The sequence below is a fragment of the Actinacidiphila rubida genome, assembly GCF_900110255.1.
In the GTDB taxonomy this organism is placed as follows: domain Bacteria; phylum Actinomycetota; class Actinomycetes; order Streptomycetales; family Streptomycetaceae; genus Actinacidiphila; species Actinacidiphila rubida.
The window spans coordinates 306193-323226 of the sequence record NZ_FODD01000004.1; the positions used below are offsets into that span (position 1 = coordinate 306193).

16 protein-coding genes are annotated in these 17034 nt (G+C 74.1%); 8 read left to right on the plus strand and 8 right to left on the minus strand.

The window, feature by feature from the left end:
* Positions 1-37: 37 nt before the first annotated feature.
* Positions 38-865, minus strand: a complete 828-nt coding sequence (locus BMW99_RS05855; RefSeq protein ID WP_079139024.1) for a slipin family protein — start codon at positions 863-865, stop codon at positions 38-40.
* 86 nt (positions 866-951) lie between these two features.
* On the opposite strand from BMW99_RS05855, the gene BMW99_RS05860 reads away from it, so the two are divergent.
* A complete protein-coding gene (locus BMW99_RS05860) occupies positions 952-1986 on the plus strand; it encodes a TAXI family TRAP transporter solute-binding subunit (protein ID WP_079139025.1) in 1035 nt (344 codons plus the stop codon).
* A gap of 49 nt (positions 1987-2035) precedes the next feature.
* Here BMW99_RS05860 and BMW99_RS05865 read toward each other — a convergent pair whose 3' ends face one another.
* Positions 2036-3463 (minus strand): sensor histidine kinase, encoded by a 1428-nt coding sequence (locus BMW99_RS05865; RefSeq protein ID WP_069467072.1) that lies wholly within the window; start codon positions 3461-3463, stop codon positions 2036-2038.
* A 24-nt stretch (positions 3464-3487) separates the two neighbouring features.
* Positions 3488-4240 (minus strand): response regulator transcription factor, encoded by a 753-nt coding sequence (locus tag BMW99_RS05870; protein WP_069467073.1) that lies wholly within the window; start codon positions 4238-4240, stop codon positions 3488-3490.
* A gap of 327 nt (positions 4241-4567) precedes the next feature.
* Here BMW99_RS05870 and BMW99_RS05875 point away from each other — a divergent pair, with 327 nt between their 5' ends.
* The 4 genes from BMW99_RS05875 to BMW99_RS05890 all read left to right on the plus strand — a co-directional run bounded on the left by BMW99_RS05875 (position 4568) and on the right by BMW99_RS05890 (position 8678).
* Positions 4568-6310: an FAD-dependent oxidoreductase gene (locus tag BMW99_RS05875; RefSeq protein ID WP_075016343.1), complete on the plus strand. Its 1743-nt coding sequence runs from the start codon at positions 4568-4570 to the stop codon at positions 6308-6310.
* Between the two features lie 189 nt (positions 6311-6499).
* Positions 6500-6889: a BlaI/MecI/CopY family transcriptional regulator gene (locus BMW99_RS05880; protein ID WP_075016344.1), complete on the plus strand. Its 390-nt coding sequence runs from the start codon at positions 6500-6502 to the stop codon at positions 6887-6889.
* A 3-nt stretch (positions 6890-6892) separates the two neighbouring features.
* The gene (locus BMW99_RS05885) at positions 6893-7831 is read left to right on the plus strand and encodes a M56 family metallopeptidase (protein ID WP_079139168.1); all 939 of its coding nucleotides are present in this window, start codon (positions 6893-6895) and stop codon (positions 7829-7831) included.
* A 202-nt stretch (positions 7832-8033) separates the two neighbouring features.
* Entirely contained in the window at positions 8034-8678 is a 645-nt protein-coding gene (locus BMW99_RS05890; protein WP_075016345.1) for a hypothetical protein, read from the plus strand.
* Between the two features lie 48 nt (positions 8679-8726).
* Here BMW99_RS05890 and BMW99_RS05895 read toward each other — a convergent pair whose 3' ends face one another.
* On the minus strand, positions 8727-9236 hold the full coding sequence (locus BMW99_RS05895) for a hypothetical protein (RefSeq protein WP_069467352.1): 510 nt from the start codon (positions 9234-9236) through the stop codon (positions 8727-8729).
* A gap of 400 nt (positions 9237-9636) precedes the next feature.
* Between BMW99_RS05895 and BMW99_RS05900 the strand changes: the two genes are divergently transcribed.
* Together BMW99_RS05900 and BMW99_RS05905 are read left to right on the plus strand one after the other, a co-directional pair.
* The gene (locus BMW99_RS05900; protein ID WP_075016346.1) at positions 9637-10998 is read left to right on the plus strand and encodes an MGDG synthase family glycosyltransferase; all 1362 of its coding nucleotides are present in this window, start codon (positions 9637-9639) and stop codon (positions 10996-10998) included.
* Positions 10995-11738 (plus strand): polysaccharide deacetylase family protein, encoded by a 744-nt coding sequence (locus BMW99_RS05905; RefSeq protein ID WP_069466482.1) that lies wholly within the window; start codon positions 10995-10997, stop codon positions 11736-11738. The genes BMW99_RS05900 and BMW99_RS05905 overlap by 4 nt, the downstream gene beginning before the upstream one ends.
* A gap of 591 nt (positions 11739-12329) precedes the next feature.
* Here BMW99_RS05905 and recX read toward each other — a convergent pair.
* The 3 genes from recX to BMW99_RS05920 all read right to left on the minus strand — a co-directional run bounded on the left by recX (position 12330) and on the right by BMW99_RS05920 (position 14823).
* Positions 12330-12902 carry a recombination regulator RecX gene (recX, locus tag BMW99_RS05910; RefSeq protein ID WP_075016347.1) on the minus strand — a complete coding sequence of 191 codons (573 nt, stop codon included), beginning with the start codon at positions 12900-12902 and terminating at the stop codon, positions 12330-12332.
* A 4-nt stretch (positions 12903-12906) separates the two neighbouring features.
* Positions 12907-14034, minus strand: coding sequence for a recombinase RecA (gene recA, locus BMW99_RS05915; protein ID WP_069466481.1), 1128 nt, complete (start codon positions 14032-14034; stop codon positions 12907-12909).
* A 249-nt stretch (positions 14035-14283) separates the two neighbouring features.
* The gene (locus BMW99_RS05920; RefSeq protein WP_069466480.1) at positions 14284-14823 is read right to left on the minus strand and encodes an ArsR/SmtB family transcription factor; all 540 of its coding nucleotides are present in this window, start codon (positions 14821-14823) and stop codon (positions 14284-14286) included.
* A 58-nt stretch (positions 14824-14881) separates the two neighbouring features.
* Between BMW99_RS05920 and BMW99_RS05925 the strand changes: the two genes are divergently transcribed.
* Positions 14882-15823: a S41 family peptidase gene (locus BMW99_RS05925; RefSeq protein ID WP_069466479.1), complete on the plus strand. Its 942-nt coding sequence runs from the start codon at positions 14882-14884 to the stop codon at positions 15821-15823.
* Here BMW99_RS05925 and BMW99_RS05930 read toward each other — a convergent pair.
* Entirely contained in the window at positions 15804-16919 is a 1116-nt protein-coding gene (locus BMW99_RS05930; RefSeq protein ID WP_069466478.1) for an AI-2E family transporter, read from the minus strand. The genes BMW99_RS05925 and BMW99_RS05930 overlap by 20 nt on opposite strands.
* Positions 16920-17034 lie beyond the last annotated feature (115 nt).

A 17034-nucleotide genomic window follows, 5' to 3' on the forward strand; every position in this document is an offset into this window, starting at 1 on the left:
GGCGTACCGGCCGCCCCCTCCAGGTCCGCTGCCGGTGTCAGCGTTCGGGCTCCCCGTCGTGCGACTCCTCCCTGGACAGCAGCGCCGCCGGCGCGGGCGACGCCCCCACCGAGGGCTTCGCGCCGTGACCGTCGCCGCCGTGCCGGCCGCGGTTCTCCTCCGCGACGAACTCCTGGACCGCGCGGGCACTGTCCAGCAGCTGGGCCGGGAAGACGATCGTGCTGTTCTTCTCCGCCGCGATCTCGCCGAGGATCTGCAGGTTGCGGAGCTGGAGGGCCACCGGATGGTCGGCGATGACGTCCGCCGCCTCGGCCAGCCGGTCGGCGCTGAGCGCCTCGCCCTCGGCCGCGATGATCTTCGCGCGCTTCTCCCGCTCGGCCTCGGCCTGCCGTGCCATGGCCCGCTGCATCGTCACCGGCAGCTCGATGTCCTTCAGCTCGACCAGGGACACGAACACGCCCCACTGCTGGGTGGTGCGGTCGAGGATCTCCCGGATGGCGAGGTTGAGCGTCTGGGTGTCGGTCAGCACCTGGTCCAGGAGCGAGCGGCCGACGATGTTCCGTACGGTCGTCTGCGCGATCTGGCCGACCGCCGCGGAGACGTTCTCGATCTCCACGATGGACTTCACCGCGTCGACCCGCCGGTAGTAGGCCACCGCGGCCACCCCGATCGAGACGTTGTCCTGGGTGATCACCTGCTGCGACGGCACCGGCATGGTGACCGTGCGCAGGCTGACCTTCATCATGCGGTCGCTGATCGGGATCATGAGATGGAAGCCGGGCTTGCGGACCCCGTGCAGCCGCCCCAGCCGGAACACCACACCGCGCTCGTACTGCCGCACGACGGCGACTCCCAGATTCGGCATGTCCGCCTCCTCCTGTCGGCCCCCTCCTCCAGCATCGCTCCGCTCGGCCTTCCGCGGACCGGCGCGGCCTGGCAGGATCCCGCTCCATGAACGTCACCGGCCTGGGCGCACGCACACGCGGCCGGCTCCGCGCGCACGTGCACCGGGCCGGCGGGCGGCGGCGCGTGCTGCAGGCGGTCCTGGCCGGGGCGTCGGCGCTCGCGCTGCTGCTGTGGTGGCTGCTGCCGTCGCAGGGACCCTCGTACCCGCACCGGCCGCTCTCGCTGGCCACAGGCGTCGCCAACGGCGTCTACGAGACGTACGGGAAGCTGCTCAAGGCCGACCTGCGGACGGCATTGCCGGGCGTGCGGGTCGACCTGCTCCAGACCGAGGGGTCGGTCGACAACATCAAGCGGGTCGCCTCGGGCAAGGCGGACTTCACCATCGCCGCGGCCGACGCCGTGGCGAACTACCACGGGCCGGGGAAGGCCGATCTGCGGGCCTGCGCGCGGCTCTACGACGACTACATGCAGCTGGTGGTGCCGCGCGACTCCACCGTGACGTCGGCCCGCGACCTGCGCGGCAAGACCGTCGGCATCGGCCAGGCGGACTCGGGCGTCAGCCTGATCACACGGCGGCTGCTCACCGCGGCGGGCCTGGACGTCACCAAGGACGTGAAGGCCGTGCCCGTGGGCATCGACCAGGCGCCCGCGATGCTGCTCAGCGGCCGGCTCGACGCCTTCTTCTGGTCGGGCGGCCTGCCGACCGCCGCCATCGCGGCGATGGCCAACCCCGTGCCCAGGATCCGGCTGGTGCAGCTCGGTGACCTGGTGCCCAGGCTCCACACCATGGGCAGCCAGATGCAGTACTACCGGCAGGCGGTCATGCCGGCCGACGCCTACCCCAAGGTGCAGGACGGGCAGACGATCGCGACCATCGCCGTCGCGAACCTGCTGGTCACCACCGACCACGCGGACACCGGGCTGGTCGAGCGGCTGACCCGGGCGGTGATCGACAGCAGGGACGCGATCGGCAAGGAGGTGCACGCGGCCCAGCTGGTGGACCTGCGGACCGCGGTGTTCACCGATCCGCTGCCGCTGCACACGGGTGCGGAGCGCTACTACCGCTCGGTCAAGCCGTAGCGGACACGGCGGCCCCGGGGACGCGGCCGCGCTCCCGGCCCGGCGGTGCTCAGCCGGTGGGGACGGGCGCGGTGCGCGGGACCGTCAGGACGACCTCCAGGCCGTGCGGCTCGCGCTTGGTGTAGGAGATGGCCCCGCCGCCCTGGCTGAGCAGGGCGCGGGCGATGGACAGCCCGAGGCCCGAGCCGTGCACGTTCTGGTGGCGGGCGCTGCGCCAGAACCGGTCGCCGATGCGGTCGATCTCGTCGTCGGCGAGCCCGGGGCCGTGGTCCGCGACACGAACCGCCACCTGATCCAGGCCGCCGTCCACCGCGACCGTGACCGACTCCCCCACAGGGGTGAACTTGATCGCGTTGTCGAGCACCGCGTCCAGCGCGCTGGACAGCGCGACCTTGTCCGCCCAGGCCTCCACCGGGCTGTCGCCGGTCGCGACGCGGAACGTCAGCGTCACCCCCGCGTGTTCCGCGGCCGCCTCCCAGGCCGCGGCCCGGACGCGGGCCAGCTCGGCGATGTCGGTGACCGCCAGGTGGCTGCCGGAGCGCTCCGCGACGGCCAGGCCGAGCAGGTCGTCCAGCACCTGGGCGAGGCGGTGGCCCTCCTCCTTGACCGACTCGGCCTCGGTGTGGCCGGCCGGAAGTTCGAGGCCGAGCAGCTCGATCCGCAGCAGCAGCGCCGACAGCGGGTTGCGCAGCTGGTGGGAGGCGTCCGCGACGAAGGCGCGCTGCTGTTCCAGGACCGCCTCGACGTTGTCGGCCATCTCGTTGAACGAGCGGGCGAGCCGGCGCAGCTCCGGGGGGCCGCCGGCGGCCCCCACCCGGGAGGCCATCCGGCCGGTGGCGATGTCGTGCGTGACCCGGTCCAGCTTGGCGACGGGCAGCAGCACCCAGGCCGTCAGGCGGACCGCGAAGAGCATGGCGATCGCCATGGCCGCCAGCTCGCCGGCGATCAGCAGCAGCCAGCCGTGCAGGATCCTGCCCCGCAGGGCGCCGGTCGGGGACTCGGTGACGACCACCGCGACGACGTCGCCGTCCCGCACGATCGGGGAGGCGATGGCCAGTTCGCGGCTCTGCCAGGGCCACACCTGCTCCGGGTCGTGGGCGCGCCGGCCCAGCAGCGCGGAGTAGTAGGCGTCGAAGAGCTCGCCGTCGACCGGCATCCGCCAGCCCGCCGGAGCGGCGGCCATGGCCGTGCGGTCGCGGTAGAAGACGCCCGCGCTGATGCCGTAGAGCTGCTGATAGCGGTCGAGTTCGGTGCGCAGGGTGTGCAGCCGCTCGGCGTCCGCGCTGTCGACCTCGGTCCCCTCGCCGTGCGCGGTGACGAACTGCGCGAGCGCGGCGAAGCGCGTCGTGTCGTCGATCCGGTCGACGACGACGCGCTGCTGCTGGGCCGCCGCCTGGCTGGCGGCCAGCGGGAAGCCCAGCGCCAGCAGGACGCCGGCCATCAGCACGATGAGCAGCGGCAGCAGTCGGGTGCGCACGGCGGTGCCTCCGGACGGGCTCGGTCAGCCGACCGGTACGACGAGCCGGTATCCCACGCCCCGGACCGTCTCGATCATGGCCGGGGTGCGGAGCTTGGACCGCAGCGAGGCGACGTGCACCTCCAGGGTGCGCCCGGTGCCCTCCCAGGCGGTGCGCCACACCTCGCTGATGATCTGCTCGCGGCGGAACACGACGCCGGGGCGCTGCGCCAGCAGCGCCAGCAGGTCGAACTCCTTGCGCGTGAGGGCCACCGAGGCGCCGTCGACGGTCACCTGACGGGTCGGCAGGTCGATGGCCACGCCGCCGAGCCGCAGCGGGGCGCTGGCGGGGCCGTCGGCCTCGACGGCCGTCGCCGCGCCCGGCGCGGGCGCCGGGACGCCGTGCTGCCCGGCCGCGGCGGGCGGGCGCAGCGGCGGGCGCCGGCCGACGGCGTGGATACGGGCGAGCAGTTCGCCGGTGTCGTAGGGCTTGACGACGTAGTCGTCCGCGCCGAGGTTCAGGCCGTGGATGCGCGAGCGGACGTCGGCGCGCGCGGTGACCATGATCACCGGGGTGGTGGTGCGCCGCCTGATGCGGCTGCACACCTCGAAGCCGTCCTGGTCGGGCAGGCCCAGGTCCAGCAGCACGCAGTCGAATCCCGGGCCCTCGGCGGGCAGCAGCGCCTGGATGGCCTCCTCGCCGCTGCGGGCGTGCCGGACCTCGAAGCCGTGCCTGCCGAGCACGGCGGAAAGGGCGGCGGCGACCCGGTCGTCGTCCTCCACGAGCAGCAGTCGCATGCGTCACCTCCTCCTCATCAGGCTCGGTGCAGGACGGCCCGGCGCACCCGGGGGCTTCCGCATGTTCACGGAACTGTTCCCCGGCGACCGGGTCATGGTCGTGTCCGACCGAATCCACCCCGATCGGGGAGGGTGCGTCAAGGGCGTACCGGCACATGCGCCGGACCGTTACCGAGCCGGTACGCGTCGCAAGCGCCGGTGGTGTCCGCCGGGTGCGCCGGACGGAGTGCCTCCGCGCACCGCGCCGAGGGGGGACCGTCGCTTGACGTGGGCAGTCGCAGTGAGTTGCATACGCTTTGTGACCGCACTCCTTCCGGGGGCCGCTGCGTGGACCCGGTGATCGTCGCGGGGGCCGGCCCGGTGGGCCTGACCCTCGCTCTCGCGCTGGCCCGCCGCGACGTCCCCGTCATCGTGCTCGACGGAGCGGAGGCGCCGGACGGACCCGAAGGACTGCACCGCCCCCGCACCGCCGTACTCGGCCCGGACACCGCCGCCCTCCTGGAACGGCTCGGCTACGAGGGCCTGCGCCGGGACGGCGCCACCTGGGCCGCCTGGCGGACGCTGCGGCGCCGCACCGAACTGGAGCGGATCGAGTTCGGTCCCGAACCATCGGGCGCTCCCGTGCACATCGCCCAGCACCTGCTGGAACACGGCCTGCGCCAGGCCCTGTTGTCCTGCGGTTCGGTCCGGCTCGTGCCGGGCTGCCGCCTGGACGCCCTGGAGCAGGACCGGCAGGGGGTGAGCGTGCACACCCGCGGCACCGAGGAGACCTGGTGGCGCGGCAGCTTCCTCGTGGGCTGCGACGGCCCGCGCTCCACGGTCCGCAAGCTGCTCGGCGTGCGCTTCCCCGGCCGGACGGCCGTCGACCGGCAGGCGGTGGCGGTGCTGCGCACCGAACTCCCCGAGCCGGGCGTCGCGTTGCTGCACCGTGATCCGCCCGGGGCACCCGCCGGCCAGGAGATCACCGCCCGCCCGCTGCCGGACGGGCTGTGGCGGCTGGACTGGCTGCTGCCCTCCCAGCCACGGCAGTTGACCTCCGACGCCCTCGTCGAACGGCTGCGGTCCACCCTCACCGCCTGGTGCGGCCGCGTGGTGCCGTACGAGCTCGTGGGCTCCGCCGACCACCCGGTGCACCAGCGGCTGGCCCGGCGCTGGAGGGCCGGCCGGGTCTTCCTGGCCGGCGACTCGGCCCATCTGATGGGCGCACTGGGGGCGCAGAGCGTCGAGGAGGGGCTGCGCGACGCGGAGAACCTCTCCTGGAAACTGTCGCTGGCCTGGCACGACGGGGCCTCCCCGCTCCTGCTGGACAGCTACGAGTCCGAGCGCCGCGGCGCCGTGGGCGCCCGCCTGCGCGCCACCGACCAGGCGCTGCCCCTGGTCAGGGCGAGCGGCGCCTGGCAGACCGTGCGGCAGTCGCTGCTGTCGGGCTCGGCCCGCGGCCAGGCCGAGCTGCTGACCGACAGCCACCTGGGCCGCGGCGCGGCCGCCGCCACCTCGGTGTACGGGCGGTCGCCGCTTTCGCTGCCCGCGCCGCGCGGCGGCGGCAGGTCGGGGGCGTCGCCCCTGATCGCCGGATGCGCCACCCCGGCCGGCGGCATCGTCGAGGACGTGCCGGTGATCTCCCTGGAGGGCACGCCGGGACGGCTGCGCGACCGGCTCGGGCGCGGGCTCGTGGTGGTCCTCGTCGCTCCCGGCACGGGCGTCTGGGAGTCCCGGCACTGGCTGACGGCCGGGCTGATGCCGCGGCTGGCCTCGGCGGTGGCCGCGCTGCCGACCGACGCGGAGCTGGTCGTCGCGGAGACGTACCCGGGCGCCACGGCCCACAGCGTGCTGCTCGTCCGGCCCGACGGGCGCCTGGTGACGGTGATGGTGGGGTGCCGGCCGGCGGAGCTGTACTCCTACGCCGACCTGGCGCGCGGCGGCCCGCCGTCAGCGGTCGGGACGGTGGAGGACACCACCGTGCCCGGACCGGCCGGTCCGGATGACGCCGAGGACGAATCCGAGAGCGGCCCGGCGGCCGGCCGGGCGGGCGGCGCCGGCGGCCGGCGGGTCGGCGGGCGCACCCGGTAGGGCGGCGTCCGCGCACGTCGGCCGCCCGGCGCGCGGACCTGCCGCGCTCCCCGCCGATGACGCCCGTGCGCGGTCCCCCTGTGGTCGCGCAAGCGGGCGGCAGGTTGCGCGATGGTGGATTTTCTCCGACCAGTAGTAGCTTGAGCAGCGCGAAGAGAGCTCTGCTGGTGCGGGAGAAGGAGGTGTCGGGTGCCGGAGAGGAACGGGCGTGGGGAGGCCCGGCGACGGGCCCGGGGCGAGCTGGAGGGCGAGGTGCTGGCGGCCCTGTGGGCGGCGGGCGGGCCGGTGACGGCGGCCGTGGTCCAGGAGAGCGTGCCCGGCGCCGCGTACACGACGGTGCTGACGATCCTGACGCGGCTGTGCGACAAGGGCCTGGTGACCAGGCGCCGCGAGGGCCGCGGCCACGTGTACGCGCCCGTCGACGACCAGGCCGGGGTCGTGGCCGCGGGGATGCACTCGCTGCTGGACGAGGGCGGCGACCGCGCGGCGGTGCTGGCCCGGTTCGTGTCGGACCTGTCCGACGAGGACGAGCAGCTGCTGGAGCAGTTGCTGCACGGCGAGCTGCCCGACCGGGAGTGACACGTGTTCTGGCCGGCACCGATGTATCTGCCGCTGCTGGTGAGCGCGGTGCTCGCCGTGGTGGCGCCGTGGGCGGGACGCCGGATGGCGCCGCGCGCGGGGGCATGGGCGATGACGTGCGCCGCCGTGGTGGCGGCGGGTACCTGGCTCACCGAGCTGGCGATCCTGGCCTTCACCGCGGTGGGGCAGCTGCCACCGGTGGCCGCGCTCGGCCCCTGGTCGGTGCGGGTGCTCGCGGCCGAGGACCCGGTGGACCGGGAGTTCGCCGCGGTGTGCGCCGGCGTGGTGCTCGTCGTACTGGTCAGCGCCACCGTGGCGTCCTGGCGCCGGGGCCGCGCGCTGGTCGGCGCGTGGCGGGAGTGCCGCGGGCTGGCCGCCGGCGGTGACCTGGCCGTGGTGGAGGACCCGGTGCCCACCGCGTTCGCCGTCCTCGGCCTGCCGGGCCGGGTGGTGGTCTCGTCCGGGATGCTGCGGGTCCTGGACGCGCGGGAGCGCAGCGCGCTCCTCGCCCATGAGCGGGCCCATCTGCGCCACCGCCACCACCTGTTCACGCTGATCCTGCATCTGACGGCGGTGGTCGATCCGGCCCTGCGGCCACTGGAGCGGGCGGGCGCGTTCGCCGTCGAGCGCTGGGCGGACGAGGACGCCGGCGTGGTGGTCTCCGACCGGCCGCTGGTGGCCCGGGCGATAGCGCGCGCGGCTCTGGCGTCGAACCGGGCGCGGACGGCGTCCCTCGGGGCGACCGGCGGCCCGGTGCCGCAACGGGTGCGGGCGCTGCTGGCCCCGCCGGTCCCGCGCCGTACGGGCGCGGCCCTGGCCTTCGCCGCCCTGATCGCCGCGTGCGGCGTCAGCCTGGCCATCACGGCCCATGACACGGAGCGGCTGTTCGAGGCGGCGATGCACGCCCCGCGGGTCACCGGAGCGCGGCTTCCCCCGCGGTGACGGGCCCTCGGCCGGTGATCGCGCGGGCCGGACGGACGGCGGGGACGGCGGGACCGTGGTGGGCGGCGAGCTGTGGCGGACGGCGGGCGCTGGCGCGGCGGGCGGCGGCGCGGCGGGCGTTGGCGCGGGTGCGTCCCGTCGCTCGCGTGAACCGTGTCACGGTCAGGTATGACCGGAGGCGCCCCCGGGGACCGTGTCCGTTGTGAACGGAGGCTCTCTTCCCTGGCTGGCACTGCCCCTGGGGCACGGCCCCTGGATCGCCGCGGCCGCGGCGTTCGCCGTCACACCGGGCGCCCTGTGGCTGCTGGCACTGGTGCTGGAACGCCGCCTGATGGGCCCGCGCACCGAGTTCGTCGCGGTGCTGCTCGGCGATCCGCTGCTGGCTGTCGCGGTCGGGCTGGGGGTGTGGCGGATCGGCGCGGGGCGTCCGGGTGGGGCGGCGGGGCCGTGGTGGGCGCTGGCCTCCGGCGCGGGATGGCTGTGCTTCGGCCTGGTGCAGTGGCGCGGCGAGCAGCGGGCCGGGTACTTCACCCGCCAGCAGGCGTTCGCCCCGACCAAGGTCTGGCACCAGCTGGTGGTCTATCCCCTGCTCGGCTCCTGGCTGTGGGCGGCCGGGATCGGCGGCCTGCTGGCGCCGGGATCGGGCCCGGGGGCCGTCGCGGGCCGGGTCGGCATCGTGGCGTGCGTCGCGGTCTGGGCGCTGGTCAATGTCTACGACCGGCGGCGTCCGAAGCTGGGACATCCGCCCTACGACTGGCGCCGGCTCCGCCCGTTCCCCCAGCCCTGGCCGGCCTCCTCACTCACCCTGCGTGCCTACCGGGCGGCGGCCGGCGGCCGGCGGACGTGACCTCGCGGGCAGCGGCCGTGGCGCGGTGCGGCCGTCGGCCGCCCGGGCTCAGCGGGAGGGGAACCGGATGACGGACGCGACGAACACCGTCGGCCGGTCGGGGGTGCCGAGGTCCACCGTGATCGCGTGGGACGGTCGCGGGCTCGGGGAGGCCGAGGTCATGCCTGCCCAGTCGCCGCCGGCGGGGAAGGTCCAGGGGACCTTGGCGGCCAGTGCGGCGGGGATCGACACCGCGCGCAGGCCAGGGTGCAGGTCGGCGGGTCCGGCGCCGAGCTGCCGCAGGAACGCGGCGAGCCCGTCCCTCGTGGTGGTGAACTGCACGTAGAGGGTGTCCTTCGTCCAGGAGTTGGCCTCGTAGAAGGCGACGTTCTCCGCCTGGTCGGGGATCGGAACGCGGTAGACGGCCTGCTGCACGGGCGAGGGCGTCTCCTGGGTCAGCCCGGCCAGTTCGGTGCTGAGCTCGCGGGCGGCCGGCACGTTGTGGCTCTGGTCGGCCGCGACGGCGAAGTAGCCGGCCGACACGAGGACCAGGAGCAGGCCCGCGATGCGGCCGCGCATCCCCCTCGCCGTCCGGGGAGGGCGGACCGGGGGCGGTGCCGCCGATGGCTCGTTCTTTTCGGGGGTGTCCGGACCCTCCTCCGCTTCTACTTCTCGTAGTAGGTTGGCCGGGCACTCGATCCGGCCCGTCGCGCTCTCGGCGCGCATCCTCCACCTCCTTCCTGGGGCTTTCCCGGGGCTTTCCTGGGGCTTTCACGGGGTTCTACTCGGCCTCTTCCCGACCTCTCCTCGGGTCGACCGCTCCCCAATTTCTACATCATGTAGTAGCTTCGCCTCTCAGCGCCGCCGCATTCGAGCCATCGCCTCGGCCCGCCCGCGGGCCTGCTTCGGCCTGCGCGCGGTCCGCTCTGGCCCGGGGCCTGCCCGGCCGTCCCCGTTGCCGTCTGGAGGCTGATCGACCGTGCCCGACCGACCCGAACCGCTGCCGGGCACGGCACCCGCCCCCGCCACCACCCCGCGACGAAGCGCCCCGCAGCGGATCGCCGTCATCTCCGCGAGCGTCGGCGCCGGGCACGACGGGGCTGCCGCCGGGCTCGCCGACCGGCTCACCGCGCAGGGCTTCACGGTGGACCGGCAGGACTTCCTCGACGTGCTGCCCGCGGGCGCCGGCCGGCTGCTGTGCGGCAGCTACCACCGCCTGCTGACCTGGGCGCCGGAGGGCTACCAGCACCTCTACCGGGCGACCGACCGCGCCTCCCGGCCGGGCCTGGTGTGGCGGGCGCTGTTCCGCAGCGCCGAACGCCGCCTGCTGCGTGGCCTCGCGCCGGACACCTGCGCGGTCGTCTCCACGTACCCGGGCGCCAGCCAGGTGCTCGGCGCGCTGCGCCTGCGGGGCCGCCTGACCGTGCCCGCCCTGACCTACCTCACCGACTTCTCCGTCCATGCCCTGTGGATCGCTCCGGGGATCGACGCCCACCTGGCCGTCCACGCCGTGCCCGCGGCTCAGGCGCATGCCCAGGGCGCCGCCGGCGTCACGGTCGCCGGTCCGGTCACCGACGCGCGCTTCACCCCGGCCACGGACGGGCAGCGGCCCGCCGCACGCACCCGGTTCGGGCTTCCCGCGCAGGCGCCGCTGGCCCTGCTGGTGGCCGGTTCCTGGGGCGTCGGACCGGTGCGGCGGGCCGCCGCCGAGATACGGGCGACGGGGCTGGCCGTCCCGGTCGTGGTGTGCGGCCGCAACACCGCACTCGTCGAGGAGCTGAAGCAGGACGGCATCGCGTTCGCCTTCGGCTGGGTCGACGACATGCCCGGCCTGATGCACGCCTGCGACGTCCTGGTCCAGAACGCCGGCGGGCTGACCTCACTGGAGGCGTTCGCGGCCGGACTGCCGGTGGCGAGCTACCGCTGCATCCCCGGGCACGGCCGCACGAACGCCGAAGCGCTGGAGGAGGCCGGCCTGGCCGCGTGGATCCGCGGCCCGGAGGACCTGGCTCCCGTCCTCGCCGACCTGCTGCACGGCGCACGGGGCAGCGACCAGCGCGCGGCGGGGATCGCCCTGCACCGGTCCGCGCCGGGCCCGGTGCCCGCCGTCGCCGCCCGCACGGGACACCGGCCCGACGGGACCCCGCCCTCGCAGGGGCCCGGGGGTCCCCGGTGGCGCCGCCAGAACCGGCGCCGGGGCCGCGCACGCGTGGTGGCGGCCGTGGCCGCGGTGGTGGCCACCCTCACGCTGGGGATCGCCGCGCCGCTGGCCGACGCCTTCGGCCACGCCCCGGGAGGCATCATCGCCGTCACCCACTACCTGGACGGAGACCGGTCATGACGCCCGCCCGCACCGCCCTCGTCGCCTCCACCGCCGTCCTGCCCGCGCTCGCCGCGCTGCAGGCCGCACCGGTGATCTCCACCTTCGGGCCGCTCCGGAACAGGACCATGCCGCGCCTGTCCGGGCAGGGCCGCCCGGACCACGTCGCCCTCACCTTCGACGACGGTCCCGACCACCTGTCCACCCCGCACTTCCTGACCGCGCTGCAGCGCCGCGAGCTGAGCGCGACCTTCTTCCTCCTCGGCTCGATGCTGGCCCGCTCCCCCGGGCTGGCCAAGGAGATGGCGGACGCCGGCCACGAGATAGGCATCCACGGCTGGTACCACAGCCCGCTGCTCGTCCGCGGCCCGCGCGCCACGTACGACGACCTGGCCCGCGCCCGTGACGACCTGGCCCGCGTCACCGGCCGCCCGCCCGTGCTCTTCCGGCCCCCCTACGGCGTGATGACCACGGCGGCCCACCTTGCCTGCCGCCGCCTCGGCCTCACCCCGGTGCTGTGGACCTGCTGGGGCGAGGACTGGCGCAAGCGCGCCACGCCCCGGTCCGTCGAGGACACCGTCCTGCGGGACCTGCGCGGCGGTGGCACGATCCTTCTGCACGACTCCGACTGCACCTCCGCCACGGGCTCCTGGCGCACGACCCTGCGTGCCCTGCCCCGCATCCTCGACACGTGCCAGGAAAGGGGCTGGCAGGTCGGCCCGCTGCGTGAGCACGGGGTCCCTGGAATTCCGGCAAACTGAACTGGGTACGGTGGCCGCCGTGTTGTCCTGTCCGTCGCCGCCCTGCGGCGATTCGACTCGACTTCTCCACCAGGAGGTCGCCCGGAAGGTGATCTGCTGGGGCACACTCGCGGCGAGACTTCCGCGACGATGACCGACGTCAGGAGACACCCGGTGTCACGCCATGGCTCTCACTCCGCGCCGCCGACCGGGCCGCGCGTCCCAGGACCGGCGGACGGGTCGCCCGGCCGTGCGCGGCCGCAGCGGCGCGCGCAGGGTCCCGCCGGACGGGACCCTCGTCCCGTCGATGAGGGCGGCGTCCGCGCGGTGGCGATCCGCGCCGCCGAGCTGTCCGCGTGCTGCGTGACGTCGTTCGTGGCGAGCCTGCTGCTGGTGGTGGCCCTCGGCGCCGTGGCCTTCCTCATCTACACGATGTCCAAGTAGCCACACCCTGCGGCGGGTGGGCGGGGCCGGGCCAGGCCGATTCGCGCCGAGACGGGCCGCGCCCGATGGGCCCGAGTGTGCGGGGCCGGGTCGGCCGGGACGTGATCGACGCCGACCGCGCGCCGGCCCGCCCTCCTTCTCAGCCCCGGCCGTCCGGAGGCGGCGACACTATTCCCAGAGCCATGGCTCGCCCTCCTCTTCGCCCTCGGTGGCGGCCTCCTGGGCCAGGGCATCGCGCACGACTCTGAGGGCCAGTCCCTCGGAGTACCCCTTGCGGGCGAGCATGCCGGCCAGGCGTCTGATGCGCTTGTCGCGTTCCAGGCCCCGGGTGGACCGGAGCCGGCGCCCGACCAGCTCGCGGGCCGTCGCCTCCTCCTGCTCGGAGTCGAGCAGCTCGACCGCCTCGGTCACCAGCTCGGCGTCCACACCGCGATGGTGGAGTTCCCGTGCGAGGGCACGGCGGGCCAGTCCACGTCCCCGGTGGCGGGACTCCACCCAGGCGTTGGCGAAGGCCTGGTCGTCGATCAGGCCCACGTCCTCGAAGCGCTCGAGGACGTGCTGGGCCACGTCGTCCGGGATCTCCCGCTTCCGCATGGCGTCCGCGAGTTGCCTGCGGGTGCGGGGGGTTCCGGTGAGTAGGCGCAGGCACAGGGCCCGTGCCTGCTCCTCCGGGTCGAGCGGCGGCTCTTGCGAGGCCCTCGACTCGGAAGAGCCGCCGCGTCCTTGGGAGTTGCGCACCATGGTGTCAGCCCTTGGCGGCTGTGGCCTTGGTCGCCTTCTTCGGAGCCGGGACCTCGGCCTTGGCGGCGGCGTCGACGGGAGCGGCGGGATCGGCGGCCGCGTCGGCGGCCGGCTGGGCGGCGGGGGCCTCGGGCTTCGGCACGCCCACGCCCAGCTTCTCCTTGATGCGCTTCTCGATCTCGTCCGCCAGGTCGGGGTTGTCCTTGAGGAAGTTCCGGACGTTCTCCTTGCCCTGGCCGAGCTGGTCGCCCTCGTAGGTGTACCAGGCACCGGACTTACGGACGAAGCCGTGCTCGACGCCCATGTCGATCAGGCCGCCCTCGCGGCTGATGCCGTGGCCGTAGAGGATGTCGAACTCGGCCTGCTTGAAGGGCGGCGCGACCTTGTTCTTGACGACCTTGACGCGGGTGCGGTTGCCGACCGCGTCGGTGCCGTCCTTGAGGGTCTCGATCCGGCGGATGTCGAGCCGGACGGAGGCGTAGAACTTCAGCGCGCGGCCACCGGTGGTGGTCTCGGGCGAGCCGAACATCACACCGATCTTCTCGCGGAGCTGGTTGATGAAGATCGCGGTGGTCTTCGACTGGTTGAGCGCACTGGTGATCTTGCGCAGGGCCTGGCTCATCAGGCGGGCCTGCAGACCCACGTGCGAGTCGCCCATCTCGCCCTCGATCTCGGCCCGCGGCACGAGGGCTGCCACGGAGTCGATCACGATGAGGTCGAGGGCACCGGAGCGGACCAGCATGTCCACGATCTCCAGCGCCTGCTCACCGGTGTCCGGCTGCGACAGGATGAGGTTGTCCGTGTCGACACCGAGGGCCTTGGCGTAGTCGGGGTCCAGCGCGTGCTCGGCGTCCACGAAGGCCACCGTGCCGCCGGCCCGCTGGGCGTTGGCCACCGCGTGCAGCGTGAGGGTGGTCTTGCCGGAGGACTCCGGGCCGTAGACCTCCACCACACGGCCGCGCGGGAGGCCGCCGACGCCGAGCGCGACGTCCAGGGCGGTCGACCCGGTGGGAATGACCTCGATGGGCTCATTCGGCCGGTCGCCGAGGCGCATGACCGCGCCCTTGCCGAACTGCCGTTCAATCTGTGCGAGCGCGGCGTCGAGCGCCTTCTCGCGGTCGTTTCCTGCCATGGGTTCCACCCGGGATGTCTGGTTCGATCGCTTCACGTCCACGACGCTAGCGCCTGCCACTGACAATGCGCCCGGACGTCCCCCCGACCTGTGGATAACTCCGGCGTCGAGTACCGGGGGACGTGCCGGGAAAGCCGTGCACCGACCCCGGTCGCGCACTGCCGCCGGGACGGATTTTCCCGCCCGACACTTCCATCAGAATGGATGTTCGATTTTCGTGTCAAGCGACCCGCCGACGGCCGCGCCGACTCAGACCGGACCGCCCGCCTCCGGCCTGGCCCGCTCGTACATCGCGACCAGCACGCCGTGCACGGCGTCGTCGGCCGCCCCTTCCTCGGCCTCGTCCACCAGCCGGGCCAGGGTCTCGCCGAGCACGCGGGCCTGCTCCGGCGTCAGCCGCAGATGCCGGAGCGTCACCACGGTCTCCGCCGCCGAGCGGTCCAGTTCCTGGGCGAACGCGCCGAACATCGCGACCGTGCCGGCGCCCGCCGGTTCGGCGATCAGCATCCTGCGGGCGGTGCGCTGGTAGTGCTGCTCCGTCCCGCCCCGCACCTGCCGGGTCTCGGCGACGTACACCAGACCCGCCTCGCGCAGGACCTTCAGGTGGTGGGCCACGTTGCCCTTGCCCACCTCGAGCTGGGCGGCGAGCCCGCTGATGGTGGCCGGGCGGTGGCCGAGGGCGAACAGCAGCCGCTGGCGGAGCGGGTGGGCCAGTGCGGCGAACTGCTGGGGCGAGCCGACCTCCTGGACGTCCTGGGGCGGCTGCGGGCGCGGAGTCTCGTCGGGCATGGATTAAGTGTCCAATCCTCTTGACGCTTTCGCAAGACCGGTGCTCTACTCCTCTGCCATGACGACCACCACGCAGTCCGGGTCCGCCCTCGCCGCCGCCGTCGACGAGACGATCGGCCTGCTCACCGAGAACTACGTCTTCCCCGAGATCGCCGGGCAGATCGCCGCGGTGCTCCGACGGCGGCTCGCCGACGGGGCCTACGCCGTGGACGACGCCGGGGAACTCGCCCGGCTCGTCACCGACGACCTGCAGTCGGTCAACGGCGACCTGCACCTGCGACTGCTCTTCCACGCCGACGAGGTCCCCTCCGGACAGGGCGAGGCGACGCTCGCGGGGTTGCGCGAGGAGTTCGACTCCTCACTCGGCGGCGCGCCCCGCGTGGAGATGCTGGACGGCCGGGTGGCCGTCCTGGAACTGGGGCCGGTGATCTTCCCGATCGAGTGGGCGGCCGAGCCGCTGGGCGCGGCGCTGAACCTGGTCGCTCCGGCGCGGGCGCTGATCCTGGACCTGCGGCGCTGCCGCGGCGGGGTGCCGGAGACGGTCGCGCTGGTGTGCAGTTACCTGCTGGACGAGCGCACGCACCTGAACACGCAGGTCTGGAAGCGCGGCGAGGTCCAGGAGCAGTCGTGGAGTGCGACCCACGTGCCCGGCGCCCGATTCGGCGGCACGAAGCCGCTGTACGTGCTCACCTCTCCGGCCACCTTCTCCGGCGGCGAGGAGCTGGCCTACGACCTGCAGCAACTGGGCCGCGCGGTCGTCGTGGGGGAGTGCACCGGCGGCGGCGCGCACCCCCGCGAGGGCTGGACCGTGCACCCGCACCTGGAGGCGACGATCCCGGTCGGCCGCTCGGTCAACCCCGTCTCCGGCGCCAACTGGGAGGGCACCGGGGTGCAGCCGGACGTCGCGGTCCCCGCCGCGGACGCCCTGACCCGCGCGCACGAACTGGCCCTGGAGAAGCTGGCGGCCGAGGCCGCCGAGGTCACAGCCGCCGATCGGTGACCTCGTAACGCCGCACGTAGGAGGAGAAGAAGCCCTGGAGGGTGGCGGTGGCCGGGATGGCGACGAGGGCGCCCACCGCGCCCAGCAGCGCGGTGCCCGCCACCACCGAGCCGAATGCGACGGCCGGGTGAATGTCGACGGTTCGCGCGGTGATCCGCGGCTGCAGCACGTAGTTCTCGAACTGCTGGTAGATCACGACGAAGCACAGGACCCACAGCGCGTCCCAGGGGTCCTCGGTGAAGGCGATGAGGACGGGCAGGGCGCCGGCCAGGTAGGTGCCGATCGTGGGCACGAACTGCGAGACGACGCCCACCCAGACCGCCAGCGCGGGCGCGTAGGGCACGTCGAGCACCTGCAGCAGGATGTAGTGGGCCACGCCGGAGATGAGCGCCATCAGGGCCCGGGAGTACAGGTAGCCGCCGGTCTTGGCGACCGCGAGGTCCCAGGCCCTGAGCACCTCGGCCTGGCGGGCCGGCGGCAGCATCGAGCACAGGGTGCGCCGCAGCCGGGGCCCGTCCGCGGCCAGGTAGTACGTGAACAGCAGCACCGTGAACAGCTGGAAGACGGTCCCGAAGATGGTCGTGGAGATGCCCCACGCGTTGCTCGCGCCGTTGGCGAGGTAGGTGCGCACCCAGTTGGAGTGCAGCAGCTTGTCCTGGAGGTTCCCGGTCTTCAGGTGGGTGTGGAAGTGGCGGTTGCTCCACATGGCCACGTCGTCCACGTAGTGCGGGAGATTGTCGGCGATCGTCCTGATCTGGTCGACGAGCAGCGTGCCGAGGGCGAGGAGGAAGCCGGCGGCCGCGGCGAAGACCACGAGCAGGACGATGCCGGTGGCCAGACCGCGGCGGACGCGCCGGCGGGCCATCCAGTCCACGGCGGGCTCGATGGCCACGGCGCAGAAGAACGAGACCAGGACGTTGACCAGCAGGCCGACGAGGCGCGAGAACACCCAGTGGGCGAACTGGTAGCAGGCGACCAGGGCGAGGACGAGGACGACGGCCCGCGGCAGCCACCGCGGCACGGAAACGGCCGACCGGAGCCCCCCGTCCCCGGACGCGGCGGGGTCCGGTTCCGGGGTGTCGTCGTGGTCGGCCACACGGTCAGTCTGGAACGAGGCGGACTTTTAGTCCTGATTTCTCCCCGTTTGCACTATCGGCCGGGTGCCCAACATTCCCGGGCCCCGATCCCCCGCCGGCTCTCGCCCGGCCCTC

Coding starts and splice junctions, on each gene's coding strand:
- recX (WP_075016347.1), bottom strand. CDS start 12,902: ATGGTGCGCAACTCCCAAGGACGCGGCGGCTCTTCCGAGTCGAGGGCC.
- BMW99_RS05905 (WP_069466482.1), top strand. CDS start 10,995: ATGACGCCCGCCCGCACCGCCCTCGTCGCCTCCACCGCCGTCCTGCCC.
- BMW99_RS05895 (WP_069467352.1), bottom strand. CDS start 9,236: ATGCGCGGCCGCATCGCGGGCCTGCTCCTGGTCCTCGTGTCGGCCGGC.
- recA (WP_069466481.1), bottom strand. CDS start 14,034: ATGGCAGGAAACGACCGCGAGAAGGCGCTCGACGCCGCGCTCGCACAG.
- BMW99_RS05925 (WP_069466479.1), top strand. CDS start 14,882: ATGACGACCACCACGCAGTCCGGGTCCGCCCTCGCCGCCGCCGTCGAC.
- BMW99_RS05920 (WP_069466480.1), bottom strand. CDS start 14,823: ATGCCCGACGAGACTCCGCGCCCGCAGCCGCCCCAGGACGTCCAGGAG.
- BMW99_RS05860 (WP_079139025.1), top strand. CDS start 952: ATGAACGTCACCGGCCTGGGCGCACGCACACGCGGCCGGCTCCGCGCG.
- BMW99_RS05870 (WP_069467073.1), bottom strand. CDS start 4,240: ATGCGACTGCTGCTCGTGGAGGACGACGACCGGGTCGCCGCCGCCCTT.
- BMW99_RS05855 (WP_079139024.1), bottom strand. CDS start 865: ATGCCGAATCTGGGAGTCGCCGTCGTGCGGCAGTACGAGCGCGGTGTG.